This window comes from Pseudomonas sp. GW821-FHT07G06 (assembly GCF_058986625.1).
The window spans coordinates 1-26,434 of the sequence record NZ_JBYSVW010000007.1 but is presented as its reverse complement, the minus strand read 5'-3'; the positions used below and the strand labels follow the sequence as shown (position 1 = coordinate 26,434).

General features: G+C 58.0%; 27 protein-coding genes. 10 read left to right on the top strand and 17 right to left on the bottom strand.

All coding sequences use genetic code 11. The annotated features are described in order from the left end of the window. The first annotated feature begins 10 nt into the window (after positions 1-10). The 3 genes from AC3WJW_RS13520 (at position 11) to AC3WJW_RS13510 (ending at position 4,473) form a co-directional block, all read left to right on the top strand. Positions 11-1,081, top strand: coding sequence for a sugar phosphate isomerase/epimerase family protein (locus AC3WJW_RS13520; RefSeq protein ID WP_493726328.1), 1,071 nt, complete (start codon positions 11-13; stop codon positions 1,079-1,081). Between the two features lie 51 nt (positions 1,082-1,132). Beyond that, a complete protein-coding gene (locus AC3WJW_RS13515; RefSeq protein ID WP_493726327.1) occupies positions 1,133-2,398 on the top strand; it encodes an MFS transporter in 1,266 nt (421 codons plus the stop codon). 587 nt (positions 2,399-2,985) lie between these two features. Then, positions 2,986-4,473 carry a sensor histidine kinase gene (locus tag AC3WJW_RS13510; protein ID WP_493726326.1) on the top strand — a complete coding sequence of 496 codons (1,488 nt, stop codon included), beginning with the start codon at positions 2,986-2,988 and terminating at the stop codon, positions 4,471-4,473. Here the strand turns inward: AC3WJW_RS13510 and AC3WJW_RS13505 are convergent. Next, complete coding sequence (locus tag AC3WJW_RS13505) at positions 4,470-5,171, bottom strand: response regulator (protein ID WP_493726508.1); 702 nt, start codon at positions 5,169-5,171, stop codon at positions 4,470-4,472. The two genes, AC3WJW_RS13510 and AC3WJW_RS13505, sit on opposite strands and share 4 nt — an antisense overlap. A gap of 332 nt (positions 5,172-5,503) precedes the next feature. Then, the gene (locus tag AC3WJW_RS13500; protein WP_493726325.1) at positions 5,504-6,385 is read right to left on the bottom strand and encodes a LysR family transcriptional regulator; all 882 of its coding nucleotides are present in this window, start codon (positions 6,383-6,385) and stop codon (positions 5,504-5,506) included. A gap of 257 nt (positions 6,386-6,642) precedes the next feature. Here AC3WJW_RS13500 and AC3WJW_RS13495 point away from each other — a divergent pair, with 257 nt between their 5' ends. Continuing rightward, a complete protein-coding gene (locus tag AC3WJW_RS13495; RefSeq protein WP_493726324.1) occupies positions 6,643-7,227 on the top strand; it encodes an isochorismatase family protein in 585 nt (194 codons plus the stop codon). 116 nt (positions 7,228-7,343) lie between these two features. Here the strand turns inward: AC3WJW_RS13495 and AC3WJW_RS13490 are convergent, their stop codons facing one another. The 7 genes from AC3WJW_RS13490 to AC3WJW_RS13460 form a co-directional block, all read right to left on the bottom strand. Next, positions 7,344-8,990, bottom strand: a complete 1,647-nt coding sequence (locus tag AC3WJW_RS13490) for a multiheme c-type cytochrome (RefSeq protein ID WP_493726323.1) — start codon at positions 8,988-8,990, stop codon at positions 7,344-7,346. A 349-nt stretch (positions 8,991-9,339) separates the two neighbouring features. Continuing rightward, positions 9,340-9,798: a MarR family winged helix-turn-helix transcriptional regulator gene (locus tag AC3WJW_RS13485; RefSeq protein ID WP_102674766.1), complete on the bottom strand. Its 459-nt coding sequence runs from the start codon at positions 9,796-9,798 to the stop codon at positions 9,340-9,342. A 128-nt stretch (positions 9,799-9,926) separates the two neighbouring features. Then, positions 9,927-10,379: an Ohr family peroxiredoxin gene (locus AC3WJW_RS13480; RefSeq protein ID WP_007997893.1), complete on the bottom strand. Its 453-nt coding sequence runs from the start codon at positions 10,377-10,379 to the stop codon at positions 9,927-9,929. 78 nt (positions 10,380-10,457) lie between these two features. Beyond that, positions 10,458-10,898: an Ohr family peroxiredoxin gene (locus AC3WJW_RS13475; RefSeq protein ID WP_493726322.1), complete on the bottom strand. Its 441-nt coding sequence runs from the start codon at positions 10,896-10,898 to the stop codon at positions 10,458-10,460. 777 nt (positions 10,899-11,675) lie between these two features. Continuing rightward, entirely contained in the window at positions 11,676-12,323 is a 648-nt protein-coding gene (locus AC3WJW_RS13470; RefSeq protein ID WP_007977914.1) for a hypothetical protein, read from the bottom strand. A gap of 631 nt (positions 12,324-12,954) precedes the next feature. Beyond that, positions 12,955-13,650, bottom strand: a complete 696-nt coding sequence (locus tag AC3WJW_RS13465) for a tRNA (adenine(22)-N(1))-methyltransferase (protein ID WP_493726321.1) — start codon at positions 13,648-13,650, stop codon at positions 12,955-12,957. Positions 13,651-13,761: 111 nt separating this feature from the next. After that, on the bottom strand, positions 13,762-14,718 hold the full coding sequence (locus AC3WJW_RS13460; protein ID WP_493726320.1) for a threonine dehydratase: 957 nt from the start codon (positions 14,716-14,718) through the stop codon (positions 13,762-13,764). Between the two features lie 96 nt (positions 14,719-14,814). On the opposite strand from AC3WJW_RS13460, the gene AC3WJW_RS13455 reads away from it, so the two are divergent. Then, entirely contained in the window at positions 14,815-15,624 is an 810-nt protein-coding gene (locus AC3WJW_RS13455) for a helix-turn-helix transcriptional regulator (protein ID WP_493726319.1), read from the top strand. A gap of 13 nt (positions 15,625-15,637) precedes the next feature. Here AC3WJW_RS13455 and AC3WJW_RS13450 read toward each other — a convergent pair whose 3' ends face one another. Continuing rightward, complete coding sequence (locus AC3WJW_RS13450) at positions 15,638-16,186, bottom strand: cytochrome b (protein ID WP_493726318.1); 549 nt, start codon at positions 16,184-16,186, stop codon at positions 15,638-15,640. Positions 16,187-16,474: 288 nt separating this feature from the next. On the opposite strand from AC3WJW_RS13450, the gene AC3WJW_RS13445 reads away from it, so the two are divergent. Next, a complete protein-coding gene (locus AC3WJW_RS13445; protein WP_102699523.1) occupies positions 16,475-16,765 on the top strand; it encodes a hypothetical protein in 291 nt (96 codons plus the stop codon). A 151-nt stretch (positions 16,766-16,916) separates the two neighbouring features. After that, positions 16,917-17,477, top strand: a complete 561-nt coding sequence (locus tag AC3WJW_RS13440; RefSeq protein WP_493726317.1) for a magnesium transporter — start codon at positions 16,917-16,919, stop codon at positions 17,475-17,477. A 32-nt stretch (positions 17,478-17,509) separates the two neighbouring features. On the opposite strand, the gene AC3WJW_RS13435 is transcribed toward AC3WJW_RS13440, so the two are convergent. The 5 genes from AC3WJW_RS13435 to AC3WJW_RS13415 are packed head-to-tail and all read right to left on the bottom strand — an operon-like array spanning position 17,510 to position 22,541. Further along, a complete protein-coding gene (locus tag AC3WJW_RS13435; RefSeq protein ID WP_095966028.1) occupies positions 17,510-17,827 on the bottom strand; it encodes a cytochrome C oxidase subunit IV family protein in 318 nt (105 codons plus the stop codon). 13 nt (positions 17,828-17,840) lie between these two features. Beyond that, positions 17,841-18,560: a heme-copper oxidase subunit III family protein gene (locus AC3WJW_RS13430; protein ID WP_493726316.1), complete on the bottom strand. Its 720-nt coding sequence runs from the start codon at positions 18,558-18,560 to the stop codon at positions 17,841-17,843. A gap of 6 nt (positions 18,561-18,566) precedes the next feature. Beyond that, complete coding sequence (locus AC3WJW_RS13425; protein WP_493726315.1) at positions 18,567-19,259, bottom strand: cytochrome c oxidase subunit 3; 693 nt, start codon at positions 19,257-19,259, stop codon at positions 18,567-18,569. Then, positions 19,256-21,031, bottom strand: coding sequence for a cytochrome c oxidase subunit I (ctaD, locus tag AC3WJW_RS13420; protein WP_493726314.1), 1,776 nt, complete (start codon positions 21,029-21,031; stop codon positions 19,256-19,258). Before ctaD ends, AC3WJW_RS13425 begins: the two co-directional genes overlap by 4 nt. 49 nt (positions 21,032-21,080) lie before the next feature. Next, positions 21,081-22,541, bottom strand: coding sequence for a c-type cytochrome (locus AC3WJW_RS13415; RefSeq protein WP_493726313.1), 1,461 nt, complete (start codon positions 22,539-22,541; stop codon positions 21,081-21,083). A 316-nt stretch (positions 22,542-22,857) separates the two neighbouring features. Between AC3WJW_RS13415 and AC3WJW_RS13410 the strand changes: the two genes are divergently transcribed. Then, positions 22,858-23,196 carry a hypothetical protein gene (locus AC3WJW_RS13410; protein ID WP_493726312.1) on the top strand — a complete coding sequence of 113 codons (339 nt, stop codon included), beginning with the start codon at positions 22,858-22,860 and terminating at the stop codon, positions 23,194-23,196. Positions 23,197-23,304: 108 nt separating this feature from the next. On the opposite strand, the gene AC3WJW_RS13405 is transcribed toward AC3WJW_RS13410, so the two are convergent. After that, entirely contained in the window at positions 23,305-23,697 is a 393-nt protein-coding gene (locus tag AC3WJW_RS13405) for a GFA family protein (protein ID WP_493726311.1), read from the bottom strand. A 34-nt stretch (positions 23,698-23,731) separates the two neighbouring features. Continuing rightward, complete coding sequence (locus AC3WJW_RS13400; protein ID WP_493726310.1) at positions 23,732-24,532, bottom strand: transporter; 801 nt, start codon at positions 24,530-24,532, stop codon at positions 23,732-23,734. Positions 24,533-24,778: 246 nt separating this feature from the next. On the opposite strand from AC3WJW_RS13400, the gene AC3WJW_RS13395 reads away from it, so the two are divergent. Together AC3WJW_RS13395 and AC3WJW_RS13390 are read left to right on the top strand one after the other, a co-directional pair. Continuing rightward, positions 24,779-25,459 (top strand): DUF3313 domain-containing protein, encoded by a 681-nt coding sequence (locus AC3WJW_RS13395; RefSeq protein ID WP_007977881.1) that lies wholly within the window; start codon positions 24,779-24,781, stop codon positions 25,457-25,459. A 103-nt stretch (positions 25,460-25,562) separates the two neighbouring features. Continuing rightward, positions 25,563-26,024 carry a hypothetical protein gene (locus AC3WJW_RS13390; RefSeq protein WP_493726309.1) on the top strand — a complete coding sequence of 154 codons (462 nt, stop codon included), beginning with the start codon at positions 25,563-25,565 and terminating at the stop codon, positions 26,022-26,024. The last annotated feature ends 410 nt before the right edge of the window (positions 26,025-26,434 follow it).

The following is a 26,434-nucleotide window of genomic DNA, read 5'->3' as shown; positions in this document are numbered from 1 at the left end:
AACGACTCGAATGAACAATAAGATCCAGGAACGATTCAACGCCTTGCTCAGCCATAAGGCTGTCGAGGCCGAGGCTCCCCCGCTACTGACCGAGGCACTGGCCCGCCAGTTGCTCGACCGACTTGGGCAACTGCGCCTGTTTGCCCATGCCTATCCCTTGCTGACCAACCTGACCCACGGCCGTGTCACCCCTGGCGACCTGCTGGACTTCGCCTATCGCCACGAACTGCAGGGCCTGAGCCTGCACCTGCTCGACGGTGAGGAAAACAGCCTGAGCCAAATGAACGCCGCGCAGCTTCAGGCGTTCGCGGGCAAGGCCAATGCCCTCGGGCTGGACGTGCATCTGGAAATCAGCAGCACCCTGAAAAAAGATGTCGATCAAGTGATCGCCATTGCCAGGGCGCTGGGCACCCGCAACATCCGAGTCTACTCACGCTACGAAGGTGCGCTGTCCCGGGTCATGGACGTGATCGAGTCGGACCTGCACTACCTTGCGCAACAGGCAGACGAGCACGACCTGTTCTTCGACTTCGAGCAGCACGAGGAACTCAAGAGCGGCGAGATCGCGCAACTGCTGAGCCGCCTGAATCACCCTCGCCTGCACGCCCTGTTCGACTTCGGCAACATGATCAATGCCTGCGAACAGCCCCTTGCGGCACTGCGCGCCCTGGCCCCGCACATACGCCAGACCCACCTCAAGGGTGTGCGCATCGTGCCTGAGCAAAACGGCTTCGGGCATTACGGCGTGCTGCAAGGCAGTGACGAAGACGACCTGCCCAGCGCTCGCATGCTGTTCGAACTGCTGATGCTCGGCGAATCAACCCCGCAAGTGATCGCCTTCATTCTCGAGCAGGAAAACCACTACGTGGCCCCGGCGTTCCGCCAGCTCGACGAAGCCGCCGACCCGTTCATCGCGTACCGGGAAATGAGTGAAACGGCACTGCCGCAAGGCTACTCGCTGGAGCGAATGCTGGCCGATGAACACCGTTGGGCCAACAACCAGGTCGCCTACGTACGAGGTCTGCTGGCCGAGCTCCGAACCCTGGCCGAGTTGACCCTGGCGCATTGCGCTGACGCCTGAACCTGACGTGCCGAGCGGCACTGCCTACCCCAATACGCCTGGAGAACAATAATGACATCCCATGACAAGGCCAAATGGCTCAGATTCCTGATTCTCATCCTCGGTGGCGGCACCATCTACAAGCTGGCAAACCTCAAAGATGCCTTCTACATCCCCATGCAAGAATTCATGGGGCTGTCCCACACTGAAATCGGCGTGCTGCTGAGCGCCAACGCCATCATCGCCACCGCGTTGTTCGTGGTGGGCGGCATGCTCGCCGACCGGTACGACACGCGTAAGTTGATCCCCCTCGGCCTGATCGGTACCGGCGGCCTGGGGCTTTACCTGGCGACCTTTCCGCCCTTCAGCAACCTGCTGGTGGTGTTCTGCCTGCTGGCCGTGTGTGCCGACTGCCTCTTTTGGCCTTCTCTGCTCAAAGCCATCCGCAACCTGGGCGACGACAAGGAACAGGGGCGCCTGTTCGGCCTGCTCGAAGGCGGGCGTGGCGTCATTGATACCCTGGTCGCGTTCTCTGCGCTGGGCGTCTTTGTCGCCATGGGCTCCGGTGAAAACGGTTTGAAGTCGGCGATCCTGTTCTACTCGGTCATCGACATTCTTGCCGGCACCCTGACCTGGCTGTTGCTCAAGAGCGGCAAAACTCAGTCGACCGTCAAGCCGAAGAACGGACTGTCGAACCTGCTCGAGGCGATCAAGGTGCCGGGCATCTGGCTGGTCAGCCTCAACGTGTTCATGGTCTACATCGTGTACTGCGGCCTGACCTATTTCATTCCCTACCTCAAGGAAATGTACGAACTGCCCGTGGCCCTGGTGGGCGCCTACGGCATCATCAACCAGTACTTCCTCAAGATCCTCGGCGGCCCCGCTGGCGGCTTCATTGCCGACAAGCAATTCAAGAGTTCCAGCCGTTATCTGAAGTGGGCATTCCTGGCCCTGTTGCCGCTGATGGGCGTCATCATGCTCATCCCGAAAAACCCGGGTTTCATCTACGCAGGCATGGCGGCCACCCTCTCCTTCGCGCTGATTGTGTTTTCCATGCGCGGTGTGTTCTGGGCACCGATGGGTGAAGTCGGCATTCCCCAGCACATCACGGGCTCGGCCTTTGGCATTGGGTGCCTGATCGGCTATGCGCCGGGCATGTTTGCCTACGTCATCTATGGCGCGATACTCGACCACTTCCCGGGTCAACAAGGCTACAACTACGTCTTCTCGTTGATGAGCCTGCTGGCCATTGTCGGGTTCATGGTATCGAGCCTGCTGTATCAAGCGGTCCGCAAGAACGCCGCGGTCACTGGCAAGGTCAGCGCCGCGCAAGCCTGAACATAGGCCGGGTTTACCCGGTTCATACGCGTTATCGTTAACGACCATCGCTGGCAAGCCAGCTCCTACAAGGGACCCTGCCCACGCTGAAACTGTAGGAGCCAGCTTGCTGGCGATGGACTCAAGTGCGCCGCGTTTATCCTGTTCACACGCGTTATCGTTAACGACCATCGCTGGCAGGCCAGCTCCCACGACATCGAATATCGCTGATGCGATGAAATGGCTACCCCCTGTAGGAGCTGCCGCAGGCTGCGATCTTTTGACGTTGATTTTCAGCAACAAGATCAAAAGATCGCAGCCTTCGGCAGCTCCTACACCTCAATCAGATGCTGCTTTTCAGGGTCGGCCATGCCCACGCTCAAACTGTAGGAGCCAGCTTTATACGTATTGCAACGCAACGCCATGCGGCGGTAACCGGTGCTACCCGGTTACCGCCGCATGGACGCCAGCATCAGATGTGGCGGGTAATCCACCCGTAAAACTGTCGGCTCGCCATGCAGTGAACTACTGTCAGTCATGGGCCTGGTATTTGCGTTGAACTGCCGGGTTTCCAGCCGACCTGTCTCGATGATCAGGGAGCCGGACCTATGGCAAAAGATGCAAAAGTCGAATCGGAAAACCAGACTTTTCCCGCGCAGGAGGCCGGGGCGCTGGACGAACCAGCCCCTGTTTGCGATGCAAGTCGCAATGGCCTCTGGCGTGCATGGATGAGGGTCCGGGCGCGCAGGCTGAGTCACTCGACCCAGTTTGTCATTGCCGCTGCGGTGATCCTGGGGCTGACCATGTTTTTCGTCGGCAATCTGGTGAGCGTACGCATTGAAAGTGCCGCGGTTCATAGCGCAGCAGAAGCAGGTGCTCAGTACATGGATACGTTTCTGGAGCCCTTTGTGCAGGAGTTGAGCCGGGACAACACCCTCTCGGCAGCAAGTGTCCAGTCCCTGGACCGCCTCACGGAAAGTCGTTCGCTGAAACAGCACATTGTCTCGATCAAGATCTGGCGAGCAGATGGCACGGTGGTCTACAGCACGAACAAAGACATCACCAACGTTCAGTTCCCGCTGGATGAGATCACTGAGGCACTCAAGGGCAAAGTGGTCACCGATCTTCAGGAATTGACCCAGGATGAGAACGCGTTCGAGCGCACGCTCAATGTGCCTCTCTATGAAATCTACGCGCCCCTGCGGGATTCAGGCTCCGGGAAAATCATCGCGGTCGGCGAATTTTATGAAAAGGCCGATAGCCTCAGGCGCGAGATCAATCGGGTCCGGGAGGAAGTATGGGGGGTCGTCGGCGCCGCGACACTGGCCATGCTGACCCTGCTGTTCTTCATCGTGCGACGCGGTGACAGGATTATCCAGCAACAGCAGGTGGCACTGCACTTGCGGCTGATAGAGCAAACCCGTTTGCACATCAGCAATGCTGAACTCCAGCACAAGATGGCAACGGCTACCCAGGAGTTTTCCCGAGTCAACGAACTCACCTTGAGGCGCATTGGCGCAGACCTGCACGATGGGCCGGCGCAGCTATTGACCTTGATTCTGATCCGGCTCGACGACCTGGCCGAAAACTGCACGGCGGTCGATCAGGAGTCGCTGGAAACCATCCGTGGCGCCGCCACCGACGCATTGCGTGAGGTCCGCGATTTATCACGCGGCCTGGCACTTCCGGAAATCAACGACGTGAGCCTGGTGGAAGAGTTGCAACTGGTGGCGCAACGGCACGAGCAACGCACGGGCACCAAGGTCACATTGACCTTGGGGCAGCTACCGAAGGCCGCGCCATTGCCGCTCAAACTCTGTCTGTACCGGTTTGTGCAGGAAACCCTCAACAACGCTTACCGGCATGCCAACGGCGAGGGTCAGGTCATCCAGGCGAAGTACATTGATGGCGTATTGAACATCAGCGTCAGAGACAGTGGTCCAGGCATGGCGGCGGACGCGATGCAGCTCGAGAAATCCGGTAGAACCCGATTGGGCCTCGCCGGTTTGCGTTATCGCGTCGAATCCCTGGGCGGGTTGTTCAGCATCGACTCCTGCGACACGGGTACGTCGGTCAATGCACAGTTCAAACTCTAGTCAGGCGCCGCTTCGGCATCCATTGGCGCTTTCGCCGCGCCGATGTGAAGGTGCCCGATAGCTTCGCGCTCCCGGTAGTGGCGCAGAGCCGTGACCGCTTCGACTCGATTTCGCGCGTTGAGCTTCTGCATCACACAACCCATGTGATGCTTGACGGTTTTTTCGCTGATCAGCAGCCTTGCCGCCACCTCCCTGTTGGTCAGCCCCTTGGACACTTCACGAATGACCTCTTCCTCGCGATGGGTCAGATCGAACTTGCGGGTTTCCGCTTCGTGCTTCTTGATGTTGCTCAGCAGTTTGTTGGCAAACTCGGGGGTGATATACGACTCACCCCGGGCAACCGTCCTGATCGCCAGGACCAGCTCCGGCCCGCTGACACCCTTCAACACATACCCGCGTGCGCCGGCCTCCAGTGCCAGGAAGGCGTCATCCTCGGATTCCGAAACCGTCAGCATCAGCACCTTCACATCCGACAGCTGCGTGGAAATGAACCGCACCGCGGCGAAAACATCGCCCGGCATGTTGACGTCCATCAACATCACGTCCGGACGCGCCCTCTGCGCGATATCCATGGCATCCTGCGCGTTGGCGCCCTGCTCCACGACCTGAAGATCCGCCCGTTTTTTCAACGTATTGGCAACGCCCTCACGCAACATCGGATGATCGTCGGCAATGCCGATGCGAATGAATGGACTCATGAGACGCTCCCGCAAGGATAAGCATTCGGATACACATTGATTAATAGCAGGGAACCCGGGAAGGCGCCGGTCATCAGTCGTATGTCCCGGGCTCCAGGCGTTCGAATATCAGACTTAGGTCGGATGCAATCAGAACCTGAACAAGCATCAAAGCTCACAGAACACTTTATCTTGATAATCCAACCATTTGTTTTTATGAGATTAAGTCCATCAAAAAACAGAAACCCTCATAAAACCCGGATCCGTCTTTCATCCGACCAGCAGTCGCTCTCCTGCGCTTGGGTACAGGCAACCGGCTCATCCCGGGCACCCGTAAACCGCCAGTTGACTCGTTATGCGCCTTCAAGTCGATCGCGTAAAAACTCGATGAACCGCTGGGTTTTCGCCGGTACCAGACGCGTTTCGGTCAACGCATACACTGAAACGGGCGAGACGTGCCACTCAGGCAAGACCTTGTGCAGTACGCCGTTGATCAGGTCTTGTTCAGCAATGCCCTCGGGCAATAAGACGATACCCAGGTCCAGTGCTGCCAGGCGTCTGAGCATGCCGACACTGTTGAGTTCGAAACGCCCGCCCACATCGACCTCGACGCTCACGCCATCGCCGGACAACGTCCAGCGGTCTGCACCCGGACCGCGCAAGCGCAGACACTCGTGACGGCTCAAATCCGAAGGTTGCCCAGGGACACCGAACATGTCCAGATACCTGGGCGAGGCATACAGGCCGCGCCGCAAACTGGCGAGTTTGCGGGCAATCAGACTTGAGTCTGGCGGTTCTCCCATACGAATCACCACATCCACCGGATCACTGATCAGATCCGCCTGGCGCGGACTGAGATCGAACTCAAAGCTGATACCGGGATAGAGCCGGGCAAATTCCGCGATCAATGGCGCCAGGTAAACCGTGGCGAAGTCCACCGGCAGCGAAGCACGGAGCAGCCCGCTGGGCCGGGCCAGCATCTCCCCTAGCTGCTCATGAGCCAGACGGGCTTCATCGACGATCCGCTTGCAGCGCTCAAAGTACAACTGGCCAGCCTCGGTCGGTTCGATCTTGCGTGTGGTGCGGTGTAACAGCCGCAAGCCGATGCCTTTCTCCAGTTCGCTTATACGCCGGGACAGGGTCGAGTTGGGGATCCCCAGGGTTTCTGCCGCACGACTGAAGCTGCGCGCCTTCACCACCTCGACAAACAACGCCATATCGTTGAGATATTCCAAAGCATTATCCCATCAGTGGATTAGTCATTTCATTTTTAGTGGATTTATCCCGAATCCGGATTGATCAATCATAACCACATCACTGCTGAGGAGCACCGCGGTCCCTCATGGTCATCGGATACCTGCCAGGGCTGTGCGTCGTCGAGAGCCGAAGCCGTAAACGGCTACCAGCGCGGTGCGTTCGCAACCCTGCAACCTCGCTAGCCAGTCCTCCCCAACCCGGGGCGCATGCCCAACTTGCTGTCAGGAGAATCATCATGAGCTACGAAAAATTCAGTGCCGACAATGCCGCCCTGCTGTTGATTGATCACCAGGTGGGGACAATGGGATGGGTCAAGTCCATTCCGTTCGAAGAGATGAAGCGCAATGCCCTGATGCTCGCCAAGACCGCCAGCATCCTGACGCTGCCGGTCGTGCTGACCTCAAGCATGGAAGAGTACGCACAAGGCCCACTGCTCAGCGAACTGGAGCAGATCCTGCCTGGCGAGTTCGCTGCGCGAGTCAAACGACTGGGTATCGTCAATGCCATGGACGATGAAAACTTCGCCGCAGCCGTGAAGGCGACCGGTCGCAAAAAGCTGATCATTGCCGGGGTCACCAATGACGTCTGCACCGTATACCCGGCCCTTAGCCTGGTACGTGATGGCTTCGACGTTCAGGTCGTCGCTGATGGCGGCGGTTCACCCAGCGTCATGGCCGATGACATTGCCCTTCGCCGGATGGACAAGGGAGGTGTGACATTGACCACCACCAACCAGTTGATTGCCGAACTGGCTGGAAGTTGGGCGACTCCAGAAGGCGGGCAGTTGGTACAAGTGCTGATGGAGGCGCTTCAAGGTTGAAATTTCTGCATGGCAATGGACTGAACCTCGAGGCGAGGTTCAGTCTGCCTGGCAGATTGAATCCGCGGCCCTTGCACTGAGCGATCGGGATGCGCCTGGACGCCGACACTGCGCCGTTAAAAGTGCACCGTATTCGCCCCGGCAACCGGCAGGCTGGTCGACAGGGGTACGCTCTGCGTGACGTTGGCCATACGGGTGATCTCCACCTGCACCTTGTCCTTGCCGAGCAGGTAGTCGGCCAGCTTCTGCGAAAACGGCCAGTAGTTCAGGTCGGCCGTCAGGGTCAGCGGCCCGACGGCGTCGGCCGGCACCAGGAAGGAGAACTCTCCGGTATCGTAGCCCTTGGGCAGAATGCGGTTGTCCGAGAGAATTTGCGTGGCATTCCAGACCTCGACGTCCAGCGGGTTGCCGTCCTTGTCGCCTATGTGCACTTTGAAATTTCGCGTGTTGACTTCGGTCTTGCCGTCCTTGATCGACCCCAGTCGGTAGATCTCGCGACCCGTGGCATCCTTCACCCGGAAATCGATCCACATCTCTCGTCCCTCCGGAAAGCCGGTCGGCAGCTTGTGCCCTGCGCCGACATTGGAAACCTTGACGGCGACCGAGGTGTATTGCCCGGCAACGATCGCTGCCGGCAATTGCTCGAAGGTTATTTCCCCCGCGCGCGCGAGCATGTTGCGAGCCCGTTGCGCGCCCTCTTCCTGACCGAGATGGTTGAGCATCATCGCGTTGGCCCCGCTGAACCAATGCGAGGCGACCTCCTCGCGATCCGGCCCCATGATCGCGGCCTTACCCTTGAAACCCGGCATGTGGCAGCTCTGGCAGGTGATGTCGTTAAGGCTGTAGGTGCTCTCCTGCCATTCGTCATAGGTGCGCTCCACCGCCACGCTGCTGAACGGGTGCGTGACGTTGTGGCAGGTGCCGCAAAAGTCCGAGCGGGTGTGCAAAGCCGAGTACACCGTGTCGTGATAAGGCGAAACGGCATCTTTACGCGGGCCGAACTTGGTCGGTTTACCATTTGCCCGCGGGCTCAGAACATAGGCGCCGTTGTCCAGGCCCGTGCGGGCACTGATGTTGTGGCAGGTTTCGCAATCGACCCCGGGCATCGGAGTGTTCTTCGCGCTGTCTTCAACCGAGGAGCGGTTGACTTGCGAAGTGATCTGCCCGGTCGTGAGACCGATCGGCGTATGGCAGCCGGTGCAGAAGTTATCGACCTTGCCCTCGGTGGCCGCACTCGCACGCTTGAGCAAGGCCCGATAGATGGGTTCATCCCAGGCCTGGGACATCATCGACGAACGCCACTGCCTGTAGATCTCCGTATGACAAGCGCCACAGACCTGGGCATTGTCGAAGTCCTTCACATTCAAGACCAGGTTACCGGTGGTATTGGCCCGGTGCGGGAAGAACGGCATCCCGCCAGTCACATGCATGAGCCTGGAGCGTGCCGGCTCCAGCCACTTGTCATTGTTCTGATTGTCATTGCCCTGATTGTTACTGCTCTGCGGTTCGTCGGCCGCCACCAGCGTCACTGTCAACAGGCAGGCCAGAAAGAACAAAAAACGGCGAGCCAGAGGTTTGAGCGCCAGGAACAACGGTATGAACAAAGACGCCAGGGAAATGTTCAAGTCGACAATAGCCAGCTTCACGCCTGGCGGTACGTTGAACATTGCCATGTAAGACCCGGCGCTGATCGTCCAAAGAACAATCAAGGCCGATAGCCCATGCAGCGCTAACTGTGCACACGTTGGTCTGGTGTGGCTCATGGCATTTCCTCTGGACGGTTCGCAGAGGATGACTGCAGTACTTCTATTGAGTCGCCAGGGGTATTTCGTGATGCAAACCGATGGTTACGTGCAATCACTCAATGGGGTACTTACAGCTCCACAGCTTGCCGACGCTGCACCTTTCGTGAACGGGACACGCTCACACAGCAATTACCCTGCCATTGCTGTAACAAAATATGAGCGAGGACCGGAATGTCCCTGCAAACATTCGTCGAAAGTTGAAATGCCGTGCTGATGCTGGCGTGAATACTGCTGGGGAATAGCGCCCCGTTTGTGGGGACGCTTACACCGAAATCGGGGACCACTCACCGTCTTGAGTCGATCCCCCTTACTCCCTGTCTTTCGTCGTCCGGATGAGATTACCCCGTAACTTGACGATGGCCTTCTGCATTTGCACGAAGTCGTCGGGATCGAGGCCGGTTTGCGGGAAGCCGTCTTCGCGCAGGCCTTCACGCAGTGTTCGCCCCTCTTTAGTGAGATTGATCCGCACCTGGCGTTCGTCTTCCGGGTCGCGCTGGCGCAGCAAATAGCCCATCGCTTCGAGCTTCTTCAGGATCGGCGTGAGGGTGTTGGATTCCAGAAACAGCTTTTCGCCAAGGCTGCCGACGGTCTGATTGTCTTCTTCCCACAGCGCGACCAGGGTGATGTATTGCGTGTAGGTCAGGCCGAGCCGTTCAAGCATCGGCTTGTAGGCCTTGCCGAAGGCCAGGTTGGTGGAATAGACGGCAAAACACAGGAAGTCGGAGAGTTTGAGATCCAGGGCGGATGTCTTGTCGGTGTTTTTCATGGGCGTTCTCAGAGGGTCAGTCTTGCGAGACTGAAACTATACGTCGTACGCGATGGTATCGGAAGTGCGTATAAACGCCGACGGCCGACTCACCGGGAAAGTCCCCGTTGAGCCGGCCGTGCAGCGGGTCAGGCCGTCAATACATTGATGTCGACATCAATGTTGCCGCGTGTGGCCTTGGAGTACGGGCAGATTGCATCGGCGTTGTGGGCCAGTTCAGTCGCCACCCCATGATCCAGCCCCGGCACGCGCAACGTCAGTCGGGCCTGGAGGAAATAAGCCGCGCCGGTCTGGCCCAGATCGACTTCAATGTCGACGGCAGTGTCGGTCGGCAGTGTCACCTTCATTTGTTGGGCCGCCAGCCCCACAGCTGCGATGTAGCAGGCCGACCACGCGCCGGCGAACAGTTGCTCGGCTTTCGGGTGCGGCTGGACGGCGGTCAGCACGTGTGCCGGTGTGTCGCTGCCGGGGGACGACAGCACGATGTCGAGGTTGCCGTTATGACCGCGCGACGTATTGCCTGCACTGTTATGGGTGGTGTGGGTTTTGCCGCTGGCCAGTACTTTTTCGATCTTGCTCATGATGATTCCCTCAGGATTACTATCGGTTATATTCGTATGCGCTTGTATCGCGTGCGATATTAGTGATGCGTCTGCGCGTCACGCCGTGATCACGTTCAGGGCAACATCGATATTGCCGCGTGTCGCTTTAGAGTAAGGGCAGATGGAGTCGGCGATGTGCGCCAGTTCGGTCGCGACATCCTGTGCCAGCCCTGGCACGCGCAGGGTCAGTCGGGCCTGAAGGAAGTAGGCCGGACCAGTCTGGCCCAGGTCCACTTCAATGTCGACGGCCATGTCCGCCGGCAATACGATATTGCGTTCCTGCGCCACCAGCCCCACTGCTGCGGTGTAGCAGGCCGACCAGGCCCCGGCGAACAGTTGCTCGGCTTTCGGATGCGGCTGTGTGGCGGCAAAGACGTGGGCCGGCTGGGAGGAACCCGGTGACGACAGGACGATATCGAGATTGCCGTTGTTACCGCCGACATTGCTGCGGGTGGTGTGGGTTTTGCCGGTAGCCAGTACTTTTTCGATTTTGCTCATGGGGATTTCCTCAGGGTTTAAAGTTTGTACGATCTTATCGTGTGCGATTTATGTAACATTCAAAAAGACAACGTTGGTCAATTGGCGTGTGCAACGATCCAGTTGTTGCCGTTGTGGCCATGGGAAGCTTGAGCGGTAGCGATCAACAGGGGGCGGCGGCTTCCGGTATTCATGGCTGAATCTCCAAACGGCATGGGTTGTCTTTATTTGCTATCGCATTCGACTAGATCGCATGCGATGGATGAATATTCAACCAAAGCCCAAATGATGTCAAAGTTTATTTTATGCCTTGGCGACGAGCGGCAGGTTCGCGGCCGACCGTACTGCCCTCCCCTCGTCGAACCAAGGGATGAGCGGAGAACCCGGGGGGAACACAGATAGCGAAATATCTGTAGGAGCTGCCGAAGGCTGCGATCTTTTGATTTTGCTTTTGCGATCTGGAGATTGCTGAAGATCAAGATCAAAAGATCGCAGCCTCCGGCAGCTCCTACAGGGGAACACGTACACCACCCCACCAAACAACGAGGCCGATCGCGGCGGGCTCTGTAGGAGCGAGCTTGCTCCGGGCGGCGTTCCGACGAAAAACCGGAGAGCACCGCGGGGTGTCAGGCTCCCCGCATCATCGTTGACCTCCATCGCGAGCAAGCTCGCTCCTACAGTTATCGGTGTTCCCCGGAACTGCGTGAACAACCAAAAAAAAACCCCCTCACAGGGAGGGGGTCTGGTGTGTGCAAGGTTCTAACGGTTTCACCCGTCTTCACCTGGACTTTCGTCAGCTCATCGCGCAGGAATTCCAGCGAACAGCCAGGTAGTCTCTTCAGCCGGTGCTGCCGCGTTGCGATTGCGCGCCCACTGGGTCAGCGCCACCATCGTCGCAAAGCCGAGCACGATCAATACCGGATAGGCCATCAGCAACTCGGTCAGCGAGTATTTCCAGGCCAGCGGTCGACCGACACCGAGCATTGCGGCATACAGCCAGGAAACGCCCGACAGTGCGCCAGAGAACAGGGCAAACATTCGCACATTGATCGGCAGGTCAAGCAAGGACCCGGCCTTCAACATTGCCGGCAATACATAGCGGTGCAACAGCATGCCGTTGAATGTCAGCAACAAGACAATAATGACTTTGGCTTGAAGTTTCGGGTTGGCAAAATAGGTCATTCCTTTATCAAGATAATCAATGCCTATAATCGCCGCACCGGTGATCCACAAGAATAGCAACGCATTGGAAACAGACTTCTGGAGACTGGCCATATGATCATTATCGTGCCCGGACGAAACACGGCCTTTCAATAAATCCTTGACCATTGCGACATCGCTGGCAAACACCAGGCCAATGGCTACGCAGCAAGCCAACAGGTGTACGTAAACAACTCCTAAACGCATAAACTCCATGGATTCTTTCTGGCCAAGCAGGCCGATCATTGTATTAATATCCACGCTTACATCTCCACTTATTGCGGCAGTGTGAAGTGACCATGCCCCAGGCACGCGAATTAATATTCCACGCCTGCACAATCAAAGTTCACATTGATTGAAGCAAATAAAATTGTTTGGGTATTACAAGAGAGAGCGACTCGCCCAGCGAGTCAGTGATGACGGCATACTATCACTCCAGGTCTCAGGTAAAAAAAATCCCCATGTGCATTCCATTCAATGCAGATGAGGTATACGTCCATTTTACTAGGGAGTGCAGTGCGGAGCTCAAGGGATCCGCCTGCTGGAAGATCAGAACCCAGAATACCCCAATCGTTCATTTTTCGAACAAAAACCACGACAAACGGTACTGCCAATAATGCCTCGGGAGGCCGGTTTCATTGGCTGAAACCACCGTTGCCAAGCGGCTGAATCGTTTCTTGTTTCGTGCCGAAAAAAAAAGCGGATTTTGCGCGGAACTCACGCCATTTGACCCTGCGAATAACGAGTTTTGCCTCGTACGCAGGCACGGGGATTGGCGTAAAAAATCGTTTTTACTGACCGTGAAGGCCTGCGTAAATGCTCGAAAAGAGGCCCGCTGGACGTCTGGCATGACCGCTTGGATGCTTGCTGAACAGAATCAGGCCAGCAACTGGTTGATCCACCGGACCTGGCGCGCGATGTCCTGCACCTTTTCCTCGGGCACGGCCCGCTGCGCCCCGGCAAATTGGCTCAGGGTCTTCTGCTTCTGGCGCAGCTTGCGCTGCCACTTGATCAGGAACGCCGGGCTGCGGGTCTGCATCTGCACCGGGCCGAAGTACAACTCTTCGTCGGTGTAGATCACCGGCCCGGCGCGCTCGGCGACGATGATTTCGTAGTCGAAACGATTTTCCCGCAGCACTTCCTCGCAGAGGATGCGATAGCCATTTTCCATCAGCCAAAGACGCAGTGGCTGTTCGCCGCCGTTGGGTTGCAGGATCAGGCGCTCCTGCCCGCTCAGGTACGCCTTGCCGCTGTCGAGGATGTCGCGGATCGTTTCGCCGCCCATGCCGCAGAGGCTGATCGCCGTGATCCCGTCCCCAGGCAAGATTGCCGCCAGGCCGTTGGCCAGGCGCACGCTGATCCGTTGCTCCAGATCGTTGTCGTGCACGGTGCGTTCGGCCGCGCGGAACGGCGTCAACGCCACCTCCCCGGCCACCGCCGCCGTGATGGCGCCACGGCGCATCAACGCCACCGGCAGGTAGCCGTGATCCGAGCCGATATCGGCCAGGCGCGCACCGGCCGGCACATGCGCCGCCACGCGCTCCAGGCGCATGGACAATGTCTGTTCGTTCAACTGCGGCCCCTTCTCACCACGAACGTCCGGCGCCTTTGGCCGGATCGGGGCGCGATTGTGTCGGGCAATGCCATGCATTTCAAATTTATGCGATCAGGTTACAGTCCCCTCTTACGCGATCACGCCCGCATACACCGATCTGTCGACGTTTCCACCGGACAGAATCACCCCCACCCTTTTTCCCGACATGGCTTCACGCTCGGCAATGAGCGCCGCCAGCGCCGCTGCACCGGCCCCTTCCGCCAGGTTGTGGGTATCGGTGTAATACACACGCATGGCCTCGGCTATCTGCGCATCACTGACCGCAACGATCCGCGCCGCACCTGCGGCATAGACGGCAAAGGCTTCAGGTATTGGCTTGCGTACGGCCAGACCGTCGGCAAAGGTGGTCGCCGAGGCCGTTTCGCACAGGGTGCCGGTGTCGAACGATAGCTGTGCGGCCGCCGCTTCGGTGGAAACCACGCCAACCACCCGGGTGTCCAGGCCCAGTGCATCGCGGGCGGCGATCACGCCACATATCCCCGATCCACAGCCAATCGGTACATAGACGGTATCCAGATCCGGTGCAGCGTTGAACAGCTCCAGCGCATAGGTGGCGACGCCCTTGACCAGTTCGGTGTGAAACGGCGGCACCAGGAACAGGCCATGCTCCTGCGCAAGGCGTGCCGCCTCTTCACGGGCATCATCGAAATCGCGGCCAAACTCGACCACTTCAGCGCCAAAGCCGCGCATGGCGTTGTTCTTTTCCACCGAGTTGCCTTGCGGCACTACGATCAGCGCCCGCAATCCCAGTGCGCCAGCGGCCAGTGCAAGGCTCTGGCCATGGTTGCCGCGGGTCGCGCTGACAATGCCCTTCACGCCCGGATGCTCGCGTTTGAGCCAGTGCATGAACGTGATGCCCCCGCGCACTTTGAAAGCACCGGTAGGCGTGTGATTTTCGTGCTTGACCCACACCGTGCAACCCAACCGCCTGGCCAGCAAGGGCCAAGGGTACTGGGCGGTGGCGGGCATGACTTGGTACACGTGGCGTGCGGCCTGTTCGATGTCGTCGCGAGTCAGTGTGTGCATGAGTTGTCTCCCCGGGATTTTGCCCAGTCTGAACAGGGGCGCAGTACGCAGGCTTTCAAAAAACCGACCTGACTTTTGTGTCCCCTCTTCACTACTATGGTGCTCATGAGCCATCGAAACCGTCTGCATCCACCCCTGCTGTCCGAACCGGTCCGCCGCATCGAGGCCGGCCCCTGGGCGATCGAACTGCTCCCCGGCTGCGCCTACGCGACCCGATACGTAGCGACCCAGGCAGGCATCGGCTTTGCCTTCGACAGCCAGCGAGGCCTGCACGCGATCGGCAGCGACCGGGTACAACCCTTTGATGCCCTGCCCAACGGCCTGGCGTTCGTTCCGGTCGGATGTGACGTGTTGTCCGACTCACCCAAGGGCGGTGAATATCTGCGGGTGATGCGCACCGACGGTATGGCGCTGGAGGGGGATCGCGCCTTCAACAATCGCATCGACCGGCAAGCCACTGCCCTCGCATGGCGCATGCGCGCCGCACTGTTGCACGCTCGCGTGGAGGACGATTGGGAGGCCTGGGCAATGGCATTGTCCGAGCGCGCGACGGCCAGCGAAGCCGTGTCGACACTGCCCCATGGCTCGATAACCGGCAGCCGGATGCGCTTGCTCGATGAGTTCATTGACGCGGGCCTCGATGGTCCGTTGAGCGTACCGGCGATGGCGGGCCTGCTTGGATTGTCCGAAGGCTATTTCATGCGGGCCTTCAAAAACGCCACCGGCAAAAGCCCCCATGCTTACCTGATCGACCGACGCCTCGCCAGGGCTCGAGCCCTGATGCGCGATTCGACCGCCACGCTGGCTGAAATCGCCTACGCCTGCGGTTTCAATTCCCAGGCGCACATGGCAACCACCTTCAGGCAACGCCTCGGCGTGAGTCCGGTGCAATTGCGTCAAAAATGAAACGACAGAATAATCAACGGTTGCGTGCGGGCAGCATGCCCTTGAGCACATCATCCTTTTCAACGAAGTGATGCTTGAGCGCAACCAGCAGATGGCCTCCTACCAGGGCGCCACACAACCACGACATGTAGGTATGAACCGACTTTGCCAGATCGTACAGGCTCTGATCGGGGTCAACGATCGGCGGGAGCACGAACAGCGCCGCCACCATGACGGGTTTGTCGGCGACCGAGCTCCAGTACCAGCCGGACAACGGCAGCCCGATCAAGGCCACGGCGTACAGCAGCACATGCCCGACCAGCGCACCACGCTTCATCGTCGTGCTCATCGAATCGGGCAGCGCCGGTGCCGGGTGACTCAATCGCCAGGCGATACGCACGACGATGAGAAACAGCAGCGTGCTGGCCATCGCCTTGTGCACGTAGGTGAGTTCATGGTGAGCATTGAATTCGTCGCGCCAATGCGTCGCTACAATTCCGAGGACCCAGGCACCCAGCCAGATCAGGGCCATGCCCCAATGCAGCCACTTGGCCGTACCGGTATAACTTCCTTCCTTCGCCATCACGCTGTCCTTCCCGTCACTTTTGAAGGCGCGAATTATCGCGACATGGCGTTATCGAAAAAACAGTGAAATCTTGCTTAAACATATCGAAATGCTCGATATAACTTATGTTTAGCCTTCGATCGGACAGGCAGAAATCGGCCGCCTGTGGCCGGTGGTCGTTGCATGTCGATTGTCGTCGGCGTTTGGCTAAGCTTATTGAATCAGGGCGACCTGAAACCCGGGGGTTTAGGAACATCAACGGATCTGTATTGGCATCTCAAGACGGTAAGCTCAAAGGAGACGACCATGTATGCGGTGATAAGAACCTACCTGGGTGCTGGGGCCAAGCAGCTATTCGAGGTGATGGAAGAGCGTAACGTCGACATCGAAGCGACCCTGCGCACAGTACCTGGCCTCGTAAGCTACACACTGTTGAATACGGGTGATGGTGGTACTTCGATCACTGTTTGCAAGGACAAGGCCGGCAGTGATGCGAGCCTGAAAGTTGCGCGTGAGTGGATTCAGAAAAACACCTCGCATATCCACGCGAACCCGCCGATCGTGACGGAAGGTCCGGTCATTGTACAGATCAACTAGCGACCGGTTCGCAGGGTGGTGAGTGCTATACTTTTTTTCAGATTGCATGAAGTGTGCAACGTTCCCCACGGTACACACACCCACTGCAAATCCAGGTTGACCGCTGCCGGACAAAGGAGGTCTACAGCAAACTCGAGTCGGGAGGTGTGGCATGAATCGGCACTATTACATCAGTGACAATCTCAACGATCTTGAATCCGTTGAATATGAACTGGAAGCCAGCGGCATCAATTCCGAACAGATTCATGTGCTCAGTGAAAACGTTGCCGATGTCGAACAACATCACCTGCACGAAGTTAACTCGTTAATGGAACAGGATGCTGTTCACTCGGGCGAGATTGGCGCGGTGATCGGTTTGCCACTGGCGGCACTGGTTCTCGGTGGCGCCTATTGGATGGGCTGGACCGAATCCGCCGCAGGCTGGATGCCTTTTATCTTCCTTTCCATTGTCATTTTGGGCTTTTGTATCTGGGAAGGCGGTTTTTTCGGGTTCCAGGTGCCGAACACTCACTTCCGCAATTTCAAGCAGGTGGTAACCGAGGGCAAACATATCTTCTTCGTCGATGTTGAGCCGAACCAGGAATCGGTACTGGATCAGGTCATCAAACAACATCCAAAGCTGACGATCGCCGGCACTGGAGCGGCAGCCCCCCATTGGACAGTGGCCTGGCAGCACAAATGGCATCAGTTCAAGCGAGTGATATCGGGTTAGCGCCTGGAGATTCAAGGCCGTCCGAAAACGGCTTACTGGCCAAAGAAAATGACCCGGCTGAGGAAAATGTAGTCAGCCTCGGTGGCCATTAGCCCGACGAGCACCAGCAAACACAAAGGCGGCACCAATATGGCATAGACCATGGCCAGCCGCTCCCAGGCCATATGCATGAAGATGGAGACAATTAAACCTGCCTTCAACAGCATGAAAATGATGATCAGGGACCACCGAAGGTAGCCATGGAAGTGGAAATAATCGACCAGGTACGACAGCGTGCTGAGGACGAATAACAGCCCCCAGATTTTAAGGTACAGACTGATAGGATGTTGCTGACCCTGAGCATGTTCCATCACCCGTGCTCCTCTACCATAAATAGAAGAAAGCAAAAATAAACACCCACACCAAATCCACGAAGTGCCAGTAAAGCCCGGCTATTTCGACATTCTGATAGTTTCCGGAGCGTTCATAATCTCCTCGCAAAACCTTCAACGCCACAATGCTGAGGTAGATGGCGCCGATCGACACATGCAGCCCGTGAAAACCGGTAATCATGAAGAAGCTGGCACCAAATTGCGCCGCCCCCATGGGGTTCCCCCACGGACGCACCCCTTCTGCGATGAGCTTGCTCCATTCAAATGCCTGCATGCCGACGAACGTCACGCCCAAGGCAGCGGTCGCCAGCATCAGGGCCGTCGTTTTCGTACGATCACGGCGATAGGCGAAGTTGACGGCCATGGCCATGGTGCCGCTGCTACTGATCAGCACAAAGGTCATGATGGCGATCAGAATAAGCGGGATTTCCCTTCCTGCGATCGTCAAGGCAAACACTTCACTCGGGTTCGGCCAGGCCGTAGTGATGGTCATGCGTACTGACATGTAGCCGGTCAAGAAACAGGTGAATATAAACGTATCGCTGAGCAGGAATATCCACATCATCGCCTTGCCCCAGGGCACCTGCTTGAAGGCGTCTTTGTCCGAGGACCAGTCGCTGGCGATGCCTTGCCATCCTGGCGCGGGTGGCGAGCCTGGTGGATTGGATGAGCTGGTCTCGGCTTGGACTTGGACTTGCGGGTGCGATGCCATGGCTTTTCACCTCAGGCCGCAGAATCTGGCGATGGCTTCATAGGTTTGCGGCGTGCTGGCCAGCAGAGCGAACAGCACGAACCAGAGACCCAGCAAGTAATGCCAATAGATGGCACAGAGCTCTACGCTGGCGCTCAGTTGCGCCAATGGCACATGACGCAGAAATTTGGCGACGATCCAGCACCAGGCGATCAGCCCGCCCAGCAGGTGGAACCCATGCAGCCCGGTCAACAGATAGAAGAAACTGTTGGCCGGATTGCTGGCGACAAAGTAGCCCAAGGCGACAAACTGCTGCCAGACCCAGAGTTGCCCCGCCAGAAAGGCAATTGCAAAGACGCCCCCCAATGCGAAACCAATGACGGTCGCGCCCGGCCGAGCCTTTCGGGCAGCCACACGCGACCACTGCAGTGCGATGCAACTCAATAGCAGAAAAGCCGAATTCAGCCATAGCGGCCGCAGATCGCCTAACGGCGCCAATGGCTCAGTCAGGGGTAGCCAGTCGACCATTTGTGAACGGGCGACAAAGGCAATCAGGAAGAGGAAGAATAACGAACTCACCACCACCAGAAACAAGCGCAAGCCTACTCTTGCGATTTGACTTCCATTGGCACCCTCGGTGGCCTGAACACCCTCAGGGTCGCGATTCCAACTGCCGCCGGGGTCAGCGCCGTCGGCGTTTCTCAATAGCAGTCTGTTCATGTCTTGACGTCCGCTATTTTAGTCCCGGCACCGAGTTGCCGCATCTGCTCCAGCTCCTCGGCGGAGACCGTTTGCGGCACGAAATCCTGTTCTATCCCCGGCACGCTGTAGTCATAGGCCCAGCGATGCACGACCGGCAATTTCTCTCCCCAGTTACCGTGTTTCGGCGGGGTGTGCAGCGTTTGCCATTCCAGGCTGGCCCCGCCCCAGGGATTGCTGCCTGCGGGCTTGCCCTTGAATGCACTCCAGGCCATGTTGAACACGAACAGCAACTGGGAAACGCCGACAGTCAATGCGATCACCGTAATGAAGGCATTCAGCTCTTGCGCCGACTGCGGGATGAACGCGTAGTTTTCATAGGCGTAGTAGCGGCGTGGCATACCCTGGAAACCCAGGTAGTGCATGGGGAAGAAGATGGCGTAGGTGCCCAGGAAGGTAATCCAGAAATGCAGCTTGCCCAGGGTGTCGTTGAACATGCGCCCGGTGACTTTCGGGAACCAGTGATAAATACCACCGAACACCACCAGTACCGGTGCGACCCCCATGACCATATGAAAATGGGCGACGACGAAATAGGTGTCCGAGAGCGGAATATCCACGATCACATTGCCGAGAAACAACCCGGTCAGACCGCCGACCAGGAAGGTGACGATAAAGGCCAGGGCAAACAGCATCGGCACGGTCAGATGGATGTCGCCGCGCCACAGGGTCAGTACCCAGTTATAGACTTTCAGCGCGGTCGGTACCGCAATGATCAAGGTGCTGACGGCGAAAAAAAAGCCAAAGTACGGGTTCATTCCGCTGACATACATATGGTGCGCCCAGACCACAAAACTCAGCACCCCGATCGCAACAATGGCCCACACCATCATTCGGTAGCCAAAGATGTTTTTACGGGCATGGGTGCTGATCAGGTCGGAGACCAGGCCAAATGCAGGGAGAGCGACGATGTAGACTTCCGGGTGGCCGAAAAACCAGAACAAGTGCTGGAACAATATCGGACTGCCACCCTGGTGATCGAGCTGCTGCCCCAGCGAGACCATCGCCGGCATGAAGAAGCTGGTGCCCAACAGCTTGTCAAACAACATCATGACCGCGCTGACGAACAATGCCGGGAAGGCCAGCAAGGCCATGATCGAGGCCATGAAGATGCCCCACACCGAGAGCGGCATGCGAAACAATGTCATGCCGTGCGTGCGCGCCTGCAACACCGTGGTGACGTAGTTCAACCCGCCCATGGTGGCGGCGACAATGAAAATCGCCAGTGAGACGAGCATCAGGACAATGCCCCACTCGACCCCCGGTGTACCCTGAGCGATGGACTGTGGCGGATAGAGCGTCCAACCGGCACCCGTGGGGCCGCCCGGGACAAAGAAACTGCTGAGCAACACCACTACCGCCAGCAGGTAAAACCAGAAACTGAGCATGTTGACATAGGGGAAGACCATGTCGCGGGCGCCCACCATCAGCGGGATCAGATAGTTGCCGAAGCCCCCCAGAAACAAGGCCGTCAGCAAGTAGATGACCATGATCATGCCGTGCATGGTCATCGCCTGATAATAAGTATTGGCATCCATGAACGCCAAGCTGCCGGGGAAGCCTATCTGCATGCGCATCAAGCCGGACAGCACCAGGGCGACAAGCCCCACGAACAGAGCCGTCAAGGAATATTGAATGGCTATGACCTTGTGGTCCTGACTCCAGATGTATTTGGTCAGGAAGCTTTTGGGCTCGTGCAGTGCTTCTGTTTCGGCTTGCTCCGCATAGGCCATCACGTCATCCTCGTTTCGAAGTTTCAGTGTGTTTCTGGCTGCTTTACGGCTACTTCCCTGGCTCCGCCTTGGTCGCATCAGCGTCAGCATTCGCTTTGGATTTGATAAAAGCGATCAGTGCATTCAGTTCCTCGTCACTCGGAGCCAGGGTCGGCATGACGGCTGCATAGCCCTTGACGATTTTGGCATTGGGATGAAGAACCGACTCTTTCAAATAACCCTCATCGACCTTTACGCTCGTATCGTCGGCAAGGGTTTCCGTCTTGCCATACAAGCCCTGCCAGCTGGGGCCGACACCCTTGTTGCCATCGACACTGTGGCAGGCCAGACAGCCAAGCGACCCGGCCAGTCGCTGCCCTTGTGTCACCAGGTCTTCACCCGGGCTCGACGCTTCGCCGGTCGAAGGTTGATCAGCACCCAGTGATTTGATCAGGGCGATGACAGCACCCAGTTCGTCGTCCTTGAGAGTATAGGCCACCATGACCGGTGGGTAGCCCTGTACCAGGCGGTCCTTCGGATCGAGAATCGACTCTTTCAGGTAGGCGTCGTCGACCAGCACACCGGTGCCATCGGCAAGCTGTTCCGTGCGGCCGTACAGCCCCTTCCACCCCGGGCCGAGACTGGCACTGCCATCCTGGCTATGGCAGGCCTTGCAGCCTAGCTGTTCGACCAACTGCCGGCCTTTTTCCAGCACGCTGTCTCGACCGGGTTTGGCAGCTGTGGTCAATGTCTGCGCAAAAGTCGGTTGGCCTTTTAGCCATTGATCGAAGGCGCCCTGCTCTTCCACGATCATATGGCCACGCATGTTGTAATGACCTACGCCACAAAACTCAGCGCAAAGGACTTCGTATTTTCCGGTTTTAGTCGGCGTAAACCAGAAGTACGACACCATCCCTGGCACCATATCCATCTTGCTGCGAATTTGCGGTACATAGAAATCGTGCAGCACATCTTTAGAGCGCAATAAAACTTTCACCGGCCGATCGAGCGGAAGGCGAACTTCATTATTCATGACAAGCACATCGTCCTGCCCGGCAGGATCCTTGGGATCAAGGCCGAGGGGATTGTTGGAGTCGACAAACTTGATATCCGACTTGCCCAGCTTTGCGTCTTGCCCGGCAAAACGAAAGGCCCACTGCCACTGCTGGCCGACCACTTCAAGTTCGTAGGCATCTTTCGGTACCCGGATGAAATCGTTGTAGACAACCAGGCCTGGCGCCAACATCCCGGCGATACCTGCCGAGGTAACGATGATCAACCATGATTCCAGTTTTTTGTTTTCCGGCTGGTAGGCCGCCCTGGAACCCGCCTTGTGACGATACCGAATCACCGCTATCGCCATGAATCCCGTGATGGCAATGAAAAATATCCCGCTGATGATCAGGGTGATGAACAGGGTGGTGTCTATGGATCCCCAGTTGGAAGCGGCCGGTGTCGCATGCCAGGGCGCGAGTATGTGGAATAGCACGGATGCAATAACGATGAGTATCAGAACAATTGCTATTGCCATTTGCTCTTCATCCTATTCCTGTTGCTCATTGGTTATGCAAAAAGCATCGCCACTGACGTCCAAGCAGGGCAGACAACTACCACCCGTCCGGGCGGTAAAGTCAGTAAGGAGTATAGAGCCATCGGCTTGTACCGTGAGGTTGGCAAGGGAATTCCGGTTGCCAGCTATACTTGATTGCTGATGACGGATGGCAGAGTTCGCCTGCTTGCGGCCGCAAAGTTCGAACCCTGCCCTTGCAGAGTCGTCAAACAAATGTGGTGACATTGAGCAGGGACGAGAGCCACACGGTCCAGCAATCCACATGGGAGGTTTCGTCATGAGTGCCCTGACGATCGAAGGCTGGTGCAAAACCGGCAGCGACCAAAAGTCCACCCCGATGGGGGAAGTCCATTTCTACGTCGACGGACCTCTCCATCTCCGCCTGGAAGAGGCCGAAGAGCGCCTGCAGAAAACCCACGAGCGTGAAGCCATGGTCGATGTCGATATGGACTCGATGGATTTGAAAATGCCCGAGGGATTCGCGCCCTTGTCCGACTGTCAGATGCGTGTCTATCTGCACCACGAACGCGGTCAGTTTCATCTGGTCGGGCATCGTGCGAGCGATGGCAGCCTGATTTATACCAACGCGGTGCTGATCGATCAGTTGCTTGAGTAGCGGCGGGAGATTCGCTGCATCGATCTTTCTGTGCGGTGCTGAAAACTCACTGATCGTTGAACCGGACACCCGGAGCCTCAAGACCTGGCGTACCGCAATGCGTGCCCGCTAGTCCTCGAAACGCCCGGTGGAATCCCGATCGCGCTCGTAGCGTCGTGTTAGCGCAAAGGCCGGCAGCCAGGCCTCACGACGCACGACCCAGCTCTCATAGGTCGGCGTCAGTTGGTCCGGCGCATCCAGGGATCCGAGGTTCACTTCGACTTCGTCAGCACTGCGCGCGAACACGGACGAACCACAGTGCGGACAGAAATGCCGTCCGGCGTAGTCACGTGTTTCGCCTTCGATCGTCACCGCATCCTGATGAAATATCGCGGACGCGTGAAACAGCGCTCCGTGATGCTTGCGACAGTCGAGACAGTGACAAACGCCAACCCGGAACGGGCGCCCCGATGCGACAAGGCGCACCTTGCCGCACAAACAACCACCGGTGAATCGGTCCATGGGGTGTCTCCTCCAGGCCGTCCGAAACGGCGTATCAGCGTGGAAACAGGAACGTCACGGCGGCGCGAAAGCCCCAACCTTGCGGGCCGTCTTCCGGGCTGTCGAGCCAGTAGCGCGGACCGGCCTGCACCGTCAGCGGTTGACCGCCGATCTTCAACAATTGGGTGACCGTGAGGTTGACCGGTACGGACCATTCCCGCGATTGCCAGTTGTAGGTTGACTCGGTGTTGACCCCGTAGGTCGTGAGCGTATGGGTGGTGTACGAGAGGAAGGGTTGCAGGAACGTCTGGTTGACCTTTTCCTTGTCGTCCGGCGGGCTGTCGTCCAGGCCCCAGATATGGTTGGCCAGAATGCCGCGGGTCCAGCCATTGGACTGTTTCAACGCCACCCCCGTCGGGCCCAGGCCCCATTGCTCGCTGCCGAGCAACTCGTCACTGCCGGTCGGTATCAGCAACGCCGGGCCGGCACCGAGTATCCAGCCACTTGCCGTCGGCTTGGTCGGCGAAAAGAAAAAACTCTGGGTGATATCGCCGGTGCCGGATTTGTCCGCCGCGCCATTGGGGGCCAGGCCGTGCTGGTCGATGATAGGCAGAATGGTGCGAGAGATAAGGTTCCAGTCTTCGTTCAAGGCAAACGGCAGCACCGGCTGGATATTGGTCACGCTGTGCATGCCCTCCCCGGTCGGCCCCATTTTCTGGTCCCAGTTGTACTGCACCGGCAGGCTGTACATCGCGGCGACCGGGTTGAGGGCTTTTTTCGCCAACTCTGCCGAATCCTCAGCCTGAGCCATCGGGATGAAGCCCACCGCAACGACGAGTGTCGACGCGCTACTCATCCACCCTTCTTTCAAATCCATCTCACTCACCTGTCGTTGTCAAAAACCGGCGTTGCAAAGGGTTAGCGTAGGCAACTGTGATCGATGTGCAACCCGGCCCGGCCCCTCGCTGGCCGTGTGTTTAACGGTTTTTGAGAGTTTTTGATTCGGATTATCCCGCTGCTGCAGGCAGCATTCGGCCCGCATTGACCGGCGTGCAAACACCTGTACCCGAATGACAACTTTCATCACGTGAGAACCGAACACATGGGCATGTCGAATAAATGGATTGCGGGTATTGCTTTGAGCTGTGTATTTCAGGTCGGTTGTGTCTCGAAAGTGGCGCAACAGGAGCAATACTCGGGCTTCCTGGGCAATTACCAGGGCCTGGAGGAGCAAACGACGCCGAGTGAACAGAAGGTCCTGCGCTGGGTATCGCCGGGGTTCGATCCTCGCGCCTACTCCACTGTAGTGTTCAGGCAGATGGAGCTGTATCCGGCGCCGAAGCCGACCGCGCGCGTCAGCCTGAAGACCCTGCAAGACCTGCAATTGATGGCCAGCAACAGCGTCAAGCAAGCCTTTTCCCGCCGCTATGCGATCGTCCCTTATCCACAACTGGCACCGACCGATTCGCGCTCGCTGATCCTGCAAGCGGCGATCACTCACGTCAGCGCCAACAACGAAGGCATGCACTGGTATGAGGCCGTTCCGATCGGCGCCATTGTCGGGGCAACACAAGCAGCCACCGGGCATCGGGATCAGACTGCCGAGATGTACATCGAAGCCAACCTGATCGATGCCAAGACCGGTTTGCCGGTCGCGAAAATGGTTCGCAAGGTGTTTGGCGCGACACTCGACAATGCCCAACAGCCGGTGCTTGCCAGTGACTTCAAGGTCGCGCTCAAAAGCATGACAGACGATATGCAGGCCCTGCTCCTCAAGCACTGATGCCCGGATAAACCCCATCGCACGCAGACGGGCATGGGGTTTCAACCGCGCTTGTTCCCTGACAAACCGTCAGCCGTGCCGACGCCTGACGTGAGACCCCATCATGAAAATACTGGCCCATACCCTGGCGGTGCTGATGCTGTTGGTGAGCACCCGCGCCCTGGCAGTGACGGTGATCCCCCTCAAAGGACAGACTTCCCAGGCCATCCAACAGGACACCAGTGCCTGCCAATCCCAGGCCAACGCACAACATCCGGTACAAAGCCCCGTGCCATCCGGTGGTCGGGCAAAGGGCGCCGCAACCGCCGCCGTAGCCGGGGCGACCGCGGCCGAGGTCCGGGGCCGCCAACATGAAAACGTCTATGACCAGATCGACGACGACACCCGGCAAGACTATCGCCAGAACCACGCGCGCAGTGCCGCGGCGGCCGGCGCCGTGGTGGGGGCTTCCAGGCAACGCCAGGCGCGCCGGCAAAATGATGCTGCGAGCGAGCAAAGCGTCACCGCCAACAACTCCGTCTATAGCAGCTGCCTGCAGCAGCGTGGCTACGATGTCTTGCCTTGATCGGCGGCGTTTATCCTGTGCACACGCGTTATCGTTACCGACCATTGCTGGCAAGCCAGCTCCCACAGGGGGCCATGCCAACGCTGAAACTGTAGGAGCCAGCCTGCTGGCGATGGACTCCAGTGCGCCGCGTTCATCCCGTTCACCCGCGTTATCGTTAACGACCATCGCTGGCAAACCAGCTCCCACAGGGGGCCATGCCCACGCTGAAACTACTGTAGGAGCCAGCCTGCTGGCGATGGACTCCAGTGCGCCGCGTTCATCCAGTTCCCACGCATTATCGTTAACGACCATCTCTGGCAAGCCAGCTCCCACAGGGGGCCATGCCCACGCTGAAACTACTGTAGGAGCCAGCTTGCTGGCGATGGACTCCAGTGCGCCGCGTTCATCCCGTTCACCCGCGTTATCGT

Excerpts from the sequence above, each read along its gene's own strand:
- AC3WJW_RS13520 (WP_493726328.1), top strand. The coding sequence starts at position 11 with ATGAACAATAAGATCCAGGAACGATTCAACGCCTTGCTCAGCCATAAG.
- AC3WJW_RS13515 (WP_493726327.1), top strand. The coding sequence starts at position 1,133 with ATGACATCCCATGACAAGGCCAAATGGCTCAGATTCCTGATTCTCATC.
- AC3WJW_RS13510 (WP_493726326.1), top strand. The coding sequence starts at position 2,986 with ATGGCAAAAGATGCAAAAGTCGAATCGGAAAACCAGACTTTTCCCGCG.
- AC3WJW_RS13505 (WP_493726508.1), bottom strand. The coding sequence starts at position 5,171 with ATGAGTCCATTCATTCGCATCGGCATTGCCGACGATCATCCGATGTTG.
- AC3WJW_RS13495 (WP_493726324.1), top strand. The coding sequence starts at position 6,643 with ATGAGCTACGAAAAATTCAGTGCCGACAATGCCGCCCTGCTGTTGATT.
- AC3WJW_RS13490 (WP_493726323.1), bottom strand. The coding sequence starts at position 8,990 with ATGAGCCACACCAGACCAACGTGTGCACAGTTAGCGCTGCATGGGCTA.
- AC3WJW_RS13485 (WP_102674766.1), bottom strand. The coding sequence starts at position 9,798 with ATGAAAAACACCGACAAGACATCCGCCCTGGATCTCAAACTCTCCGAC.
- AC3WJW_RS13480 (WP_007997893.1), bottom strand. The coding sequence starts at position 10,379 with ATGAGCAAGATCGAAAAAGTACTGGCCAGCGGCAAAACCCACACCACC.
- AC3WJW_RS13475 (WP_493726322.1), bottom strand. The coding sequence starts at position 10,898 with ATGAGCAAAATCGAAAAAGTACTGGCTACCGGCAAAACCCACACCACC.
- AC3WJW_RS13470 (WP_007977914.1), bottom strand. The coding sequence starts at position 12,323 with ATGATCGGCCTGCTTGGCCAGAAAGAATCCATGGAGTTTATGCGTTTA.
- AC3WJW_RS13460 (WP_493726320.1), bottom strand. The coding sequence starts at position 14,718 with ATGCACACACTGACTCGCGACGACATCGAACAGGCCGCACGCCACGTG.
- AC3WJW_RS13455 (WP_493726319.1), top strand. The coding sequence starts at position 14,815 with ATGGTGCTCATGAGCCATCGAAACCGTCTGCATCCACCCCTGCTGTCC.
- AC3WJW_RS13450 (WP_493726318.1), bottom strand. The coding sequence starts at position 16,186 with ATGGCGAAGGAAGGAAGTTATACCGGTACGGCCAAGTGGCTGCATTGG.
- AC3WJW_RS13445 (WP_102699523.1), top strand. The coding sequence starts at position 16,475 with ATGTATGCGGTGATAAGAACCTACCTGGGTGCTGGGGCCAAGCAGCTA.
- AC3WJW_RS13440 (WP_493726317.1), top strand. The coding sequence starts at position 16,917 with ATGAATCGGCACTATTACATCAGTGACAATCTCAACGATCTTGAATCC.
- AC3WJW_RS13435 (WP_095966028.1), bottom strand. The coding sequence starts at position 17,827 with ATGGAACATGCTCAGGGTCAGCAACATCCTATCAGTCTGTACCTTAAA.
- AC3WJW_RS13430 (WP_493726316.1), bottom strand. The coding sequence starts at position 18,560 with ATGGCATCGCACCCGCAAGTCCAAGTCCAAGCCGAGACCAGCTCATCC.
- AC3WJW_RS13425 (WP_493726315.1), bottom strand. The coding sequence starts at position 19,259 with ATGAACAGACTGCTATTGAGAAACGCCGACGGCGCTGACCCCGGCGGC.
- ctaD (WP_493726314.1), bottom strand. The coding sequence starts at position 21,031 with ATGGCCTATGCGGAGCAAGCCGAAACAGAAGCACTGCACGAGCCCAAA.
- AC3WJW_RS13415 (WP_493726313.1), bottom strand. The coding sequence starts at position 22,541 with ATGGCAATAGCAATTGTTCTGATACTCATCGTTATTGCATCCGTGCTA.
- AC3WJW_RS13410 (WP_493726312.1), top strand. The coding sequence starts at position 22,858 with ATGAGTGCCCTGACGATCGAAGGCTGGTGCAAAACCGGCAGCGACCAA.
- AC3WJW_RS13405 (WP_493726311.1), bottom strand. The coding sequence starts at position 23,697 with ATGGACCGATTCACCGGTGGTTGTTTGTGCGGCAAGGTGCGCCTTGTC.
- AC3WJW_RS13400 (WP_493726310.1), bottom strand. The coding sequence starts at position 24,532 with ATGAGTAGCGCGTCGACACTCGTCGTTGCGGTGGGCTTCATCCCGATG.
- AC3WJW_RS13395 (WP_007977881.1), top strand. The coding sequence starts at position 24,779 with ATGGGCATGTCGAATAAATGGATTGCGGGTATTGCTTTGAGCTGTGTA.
- AC3WJW_RS13390 (WP_493726309.1), top strand. The coding sequence starts at position 25,563 with ATGAAAATACTGGCCCATACCCTGGCGGTGCTGATGCTGTTGGTGAGC.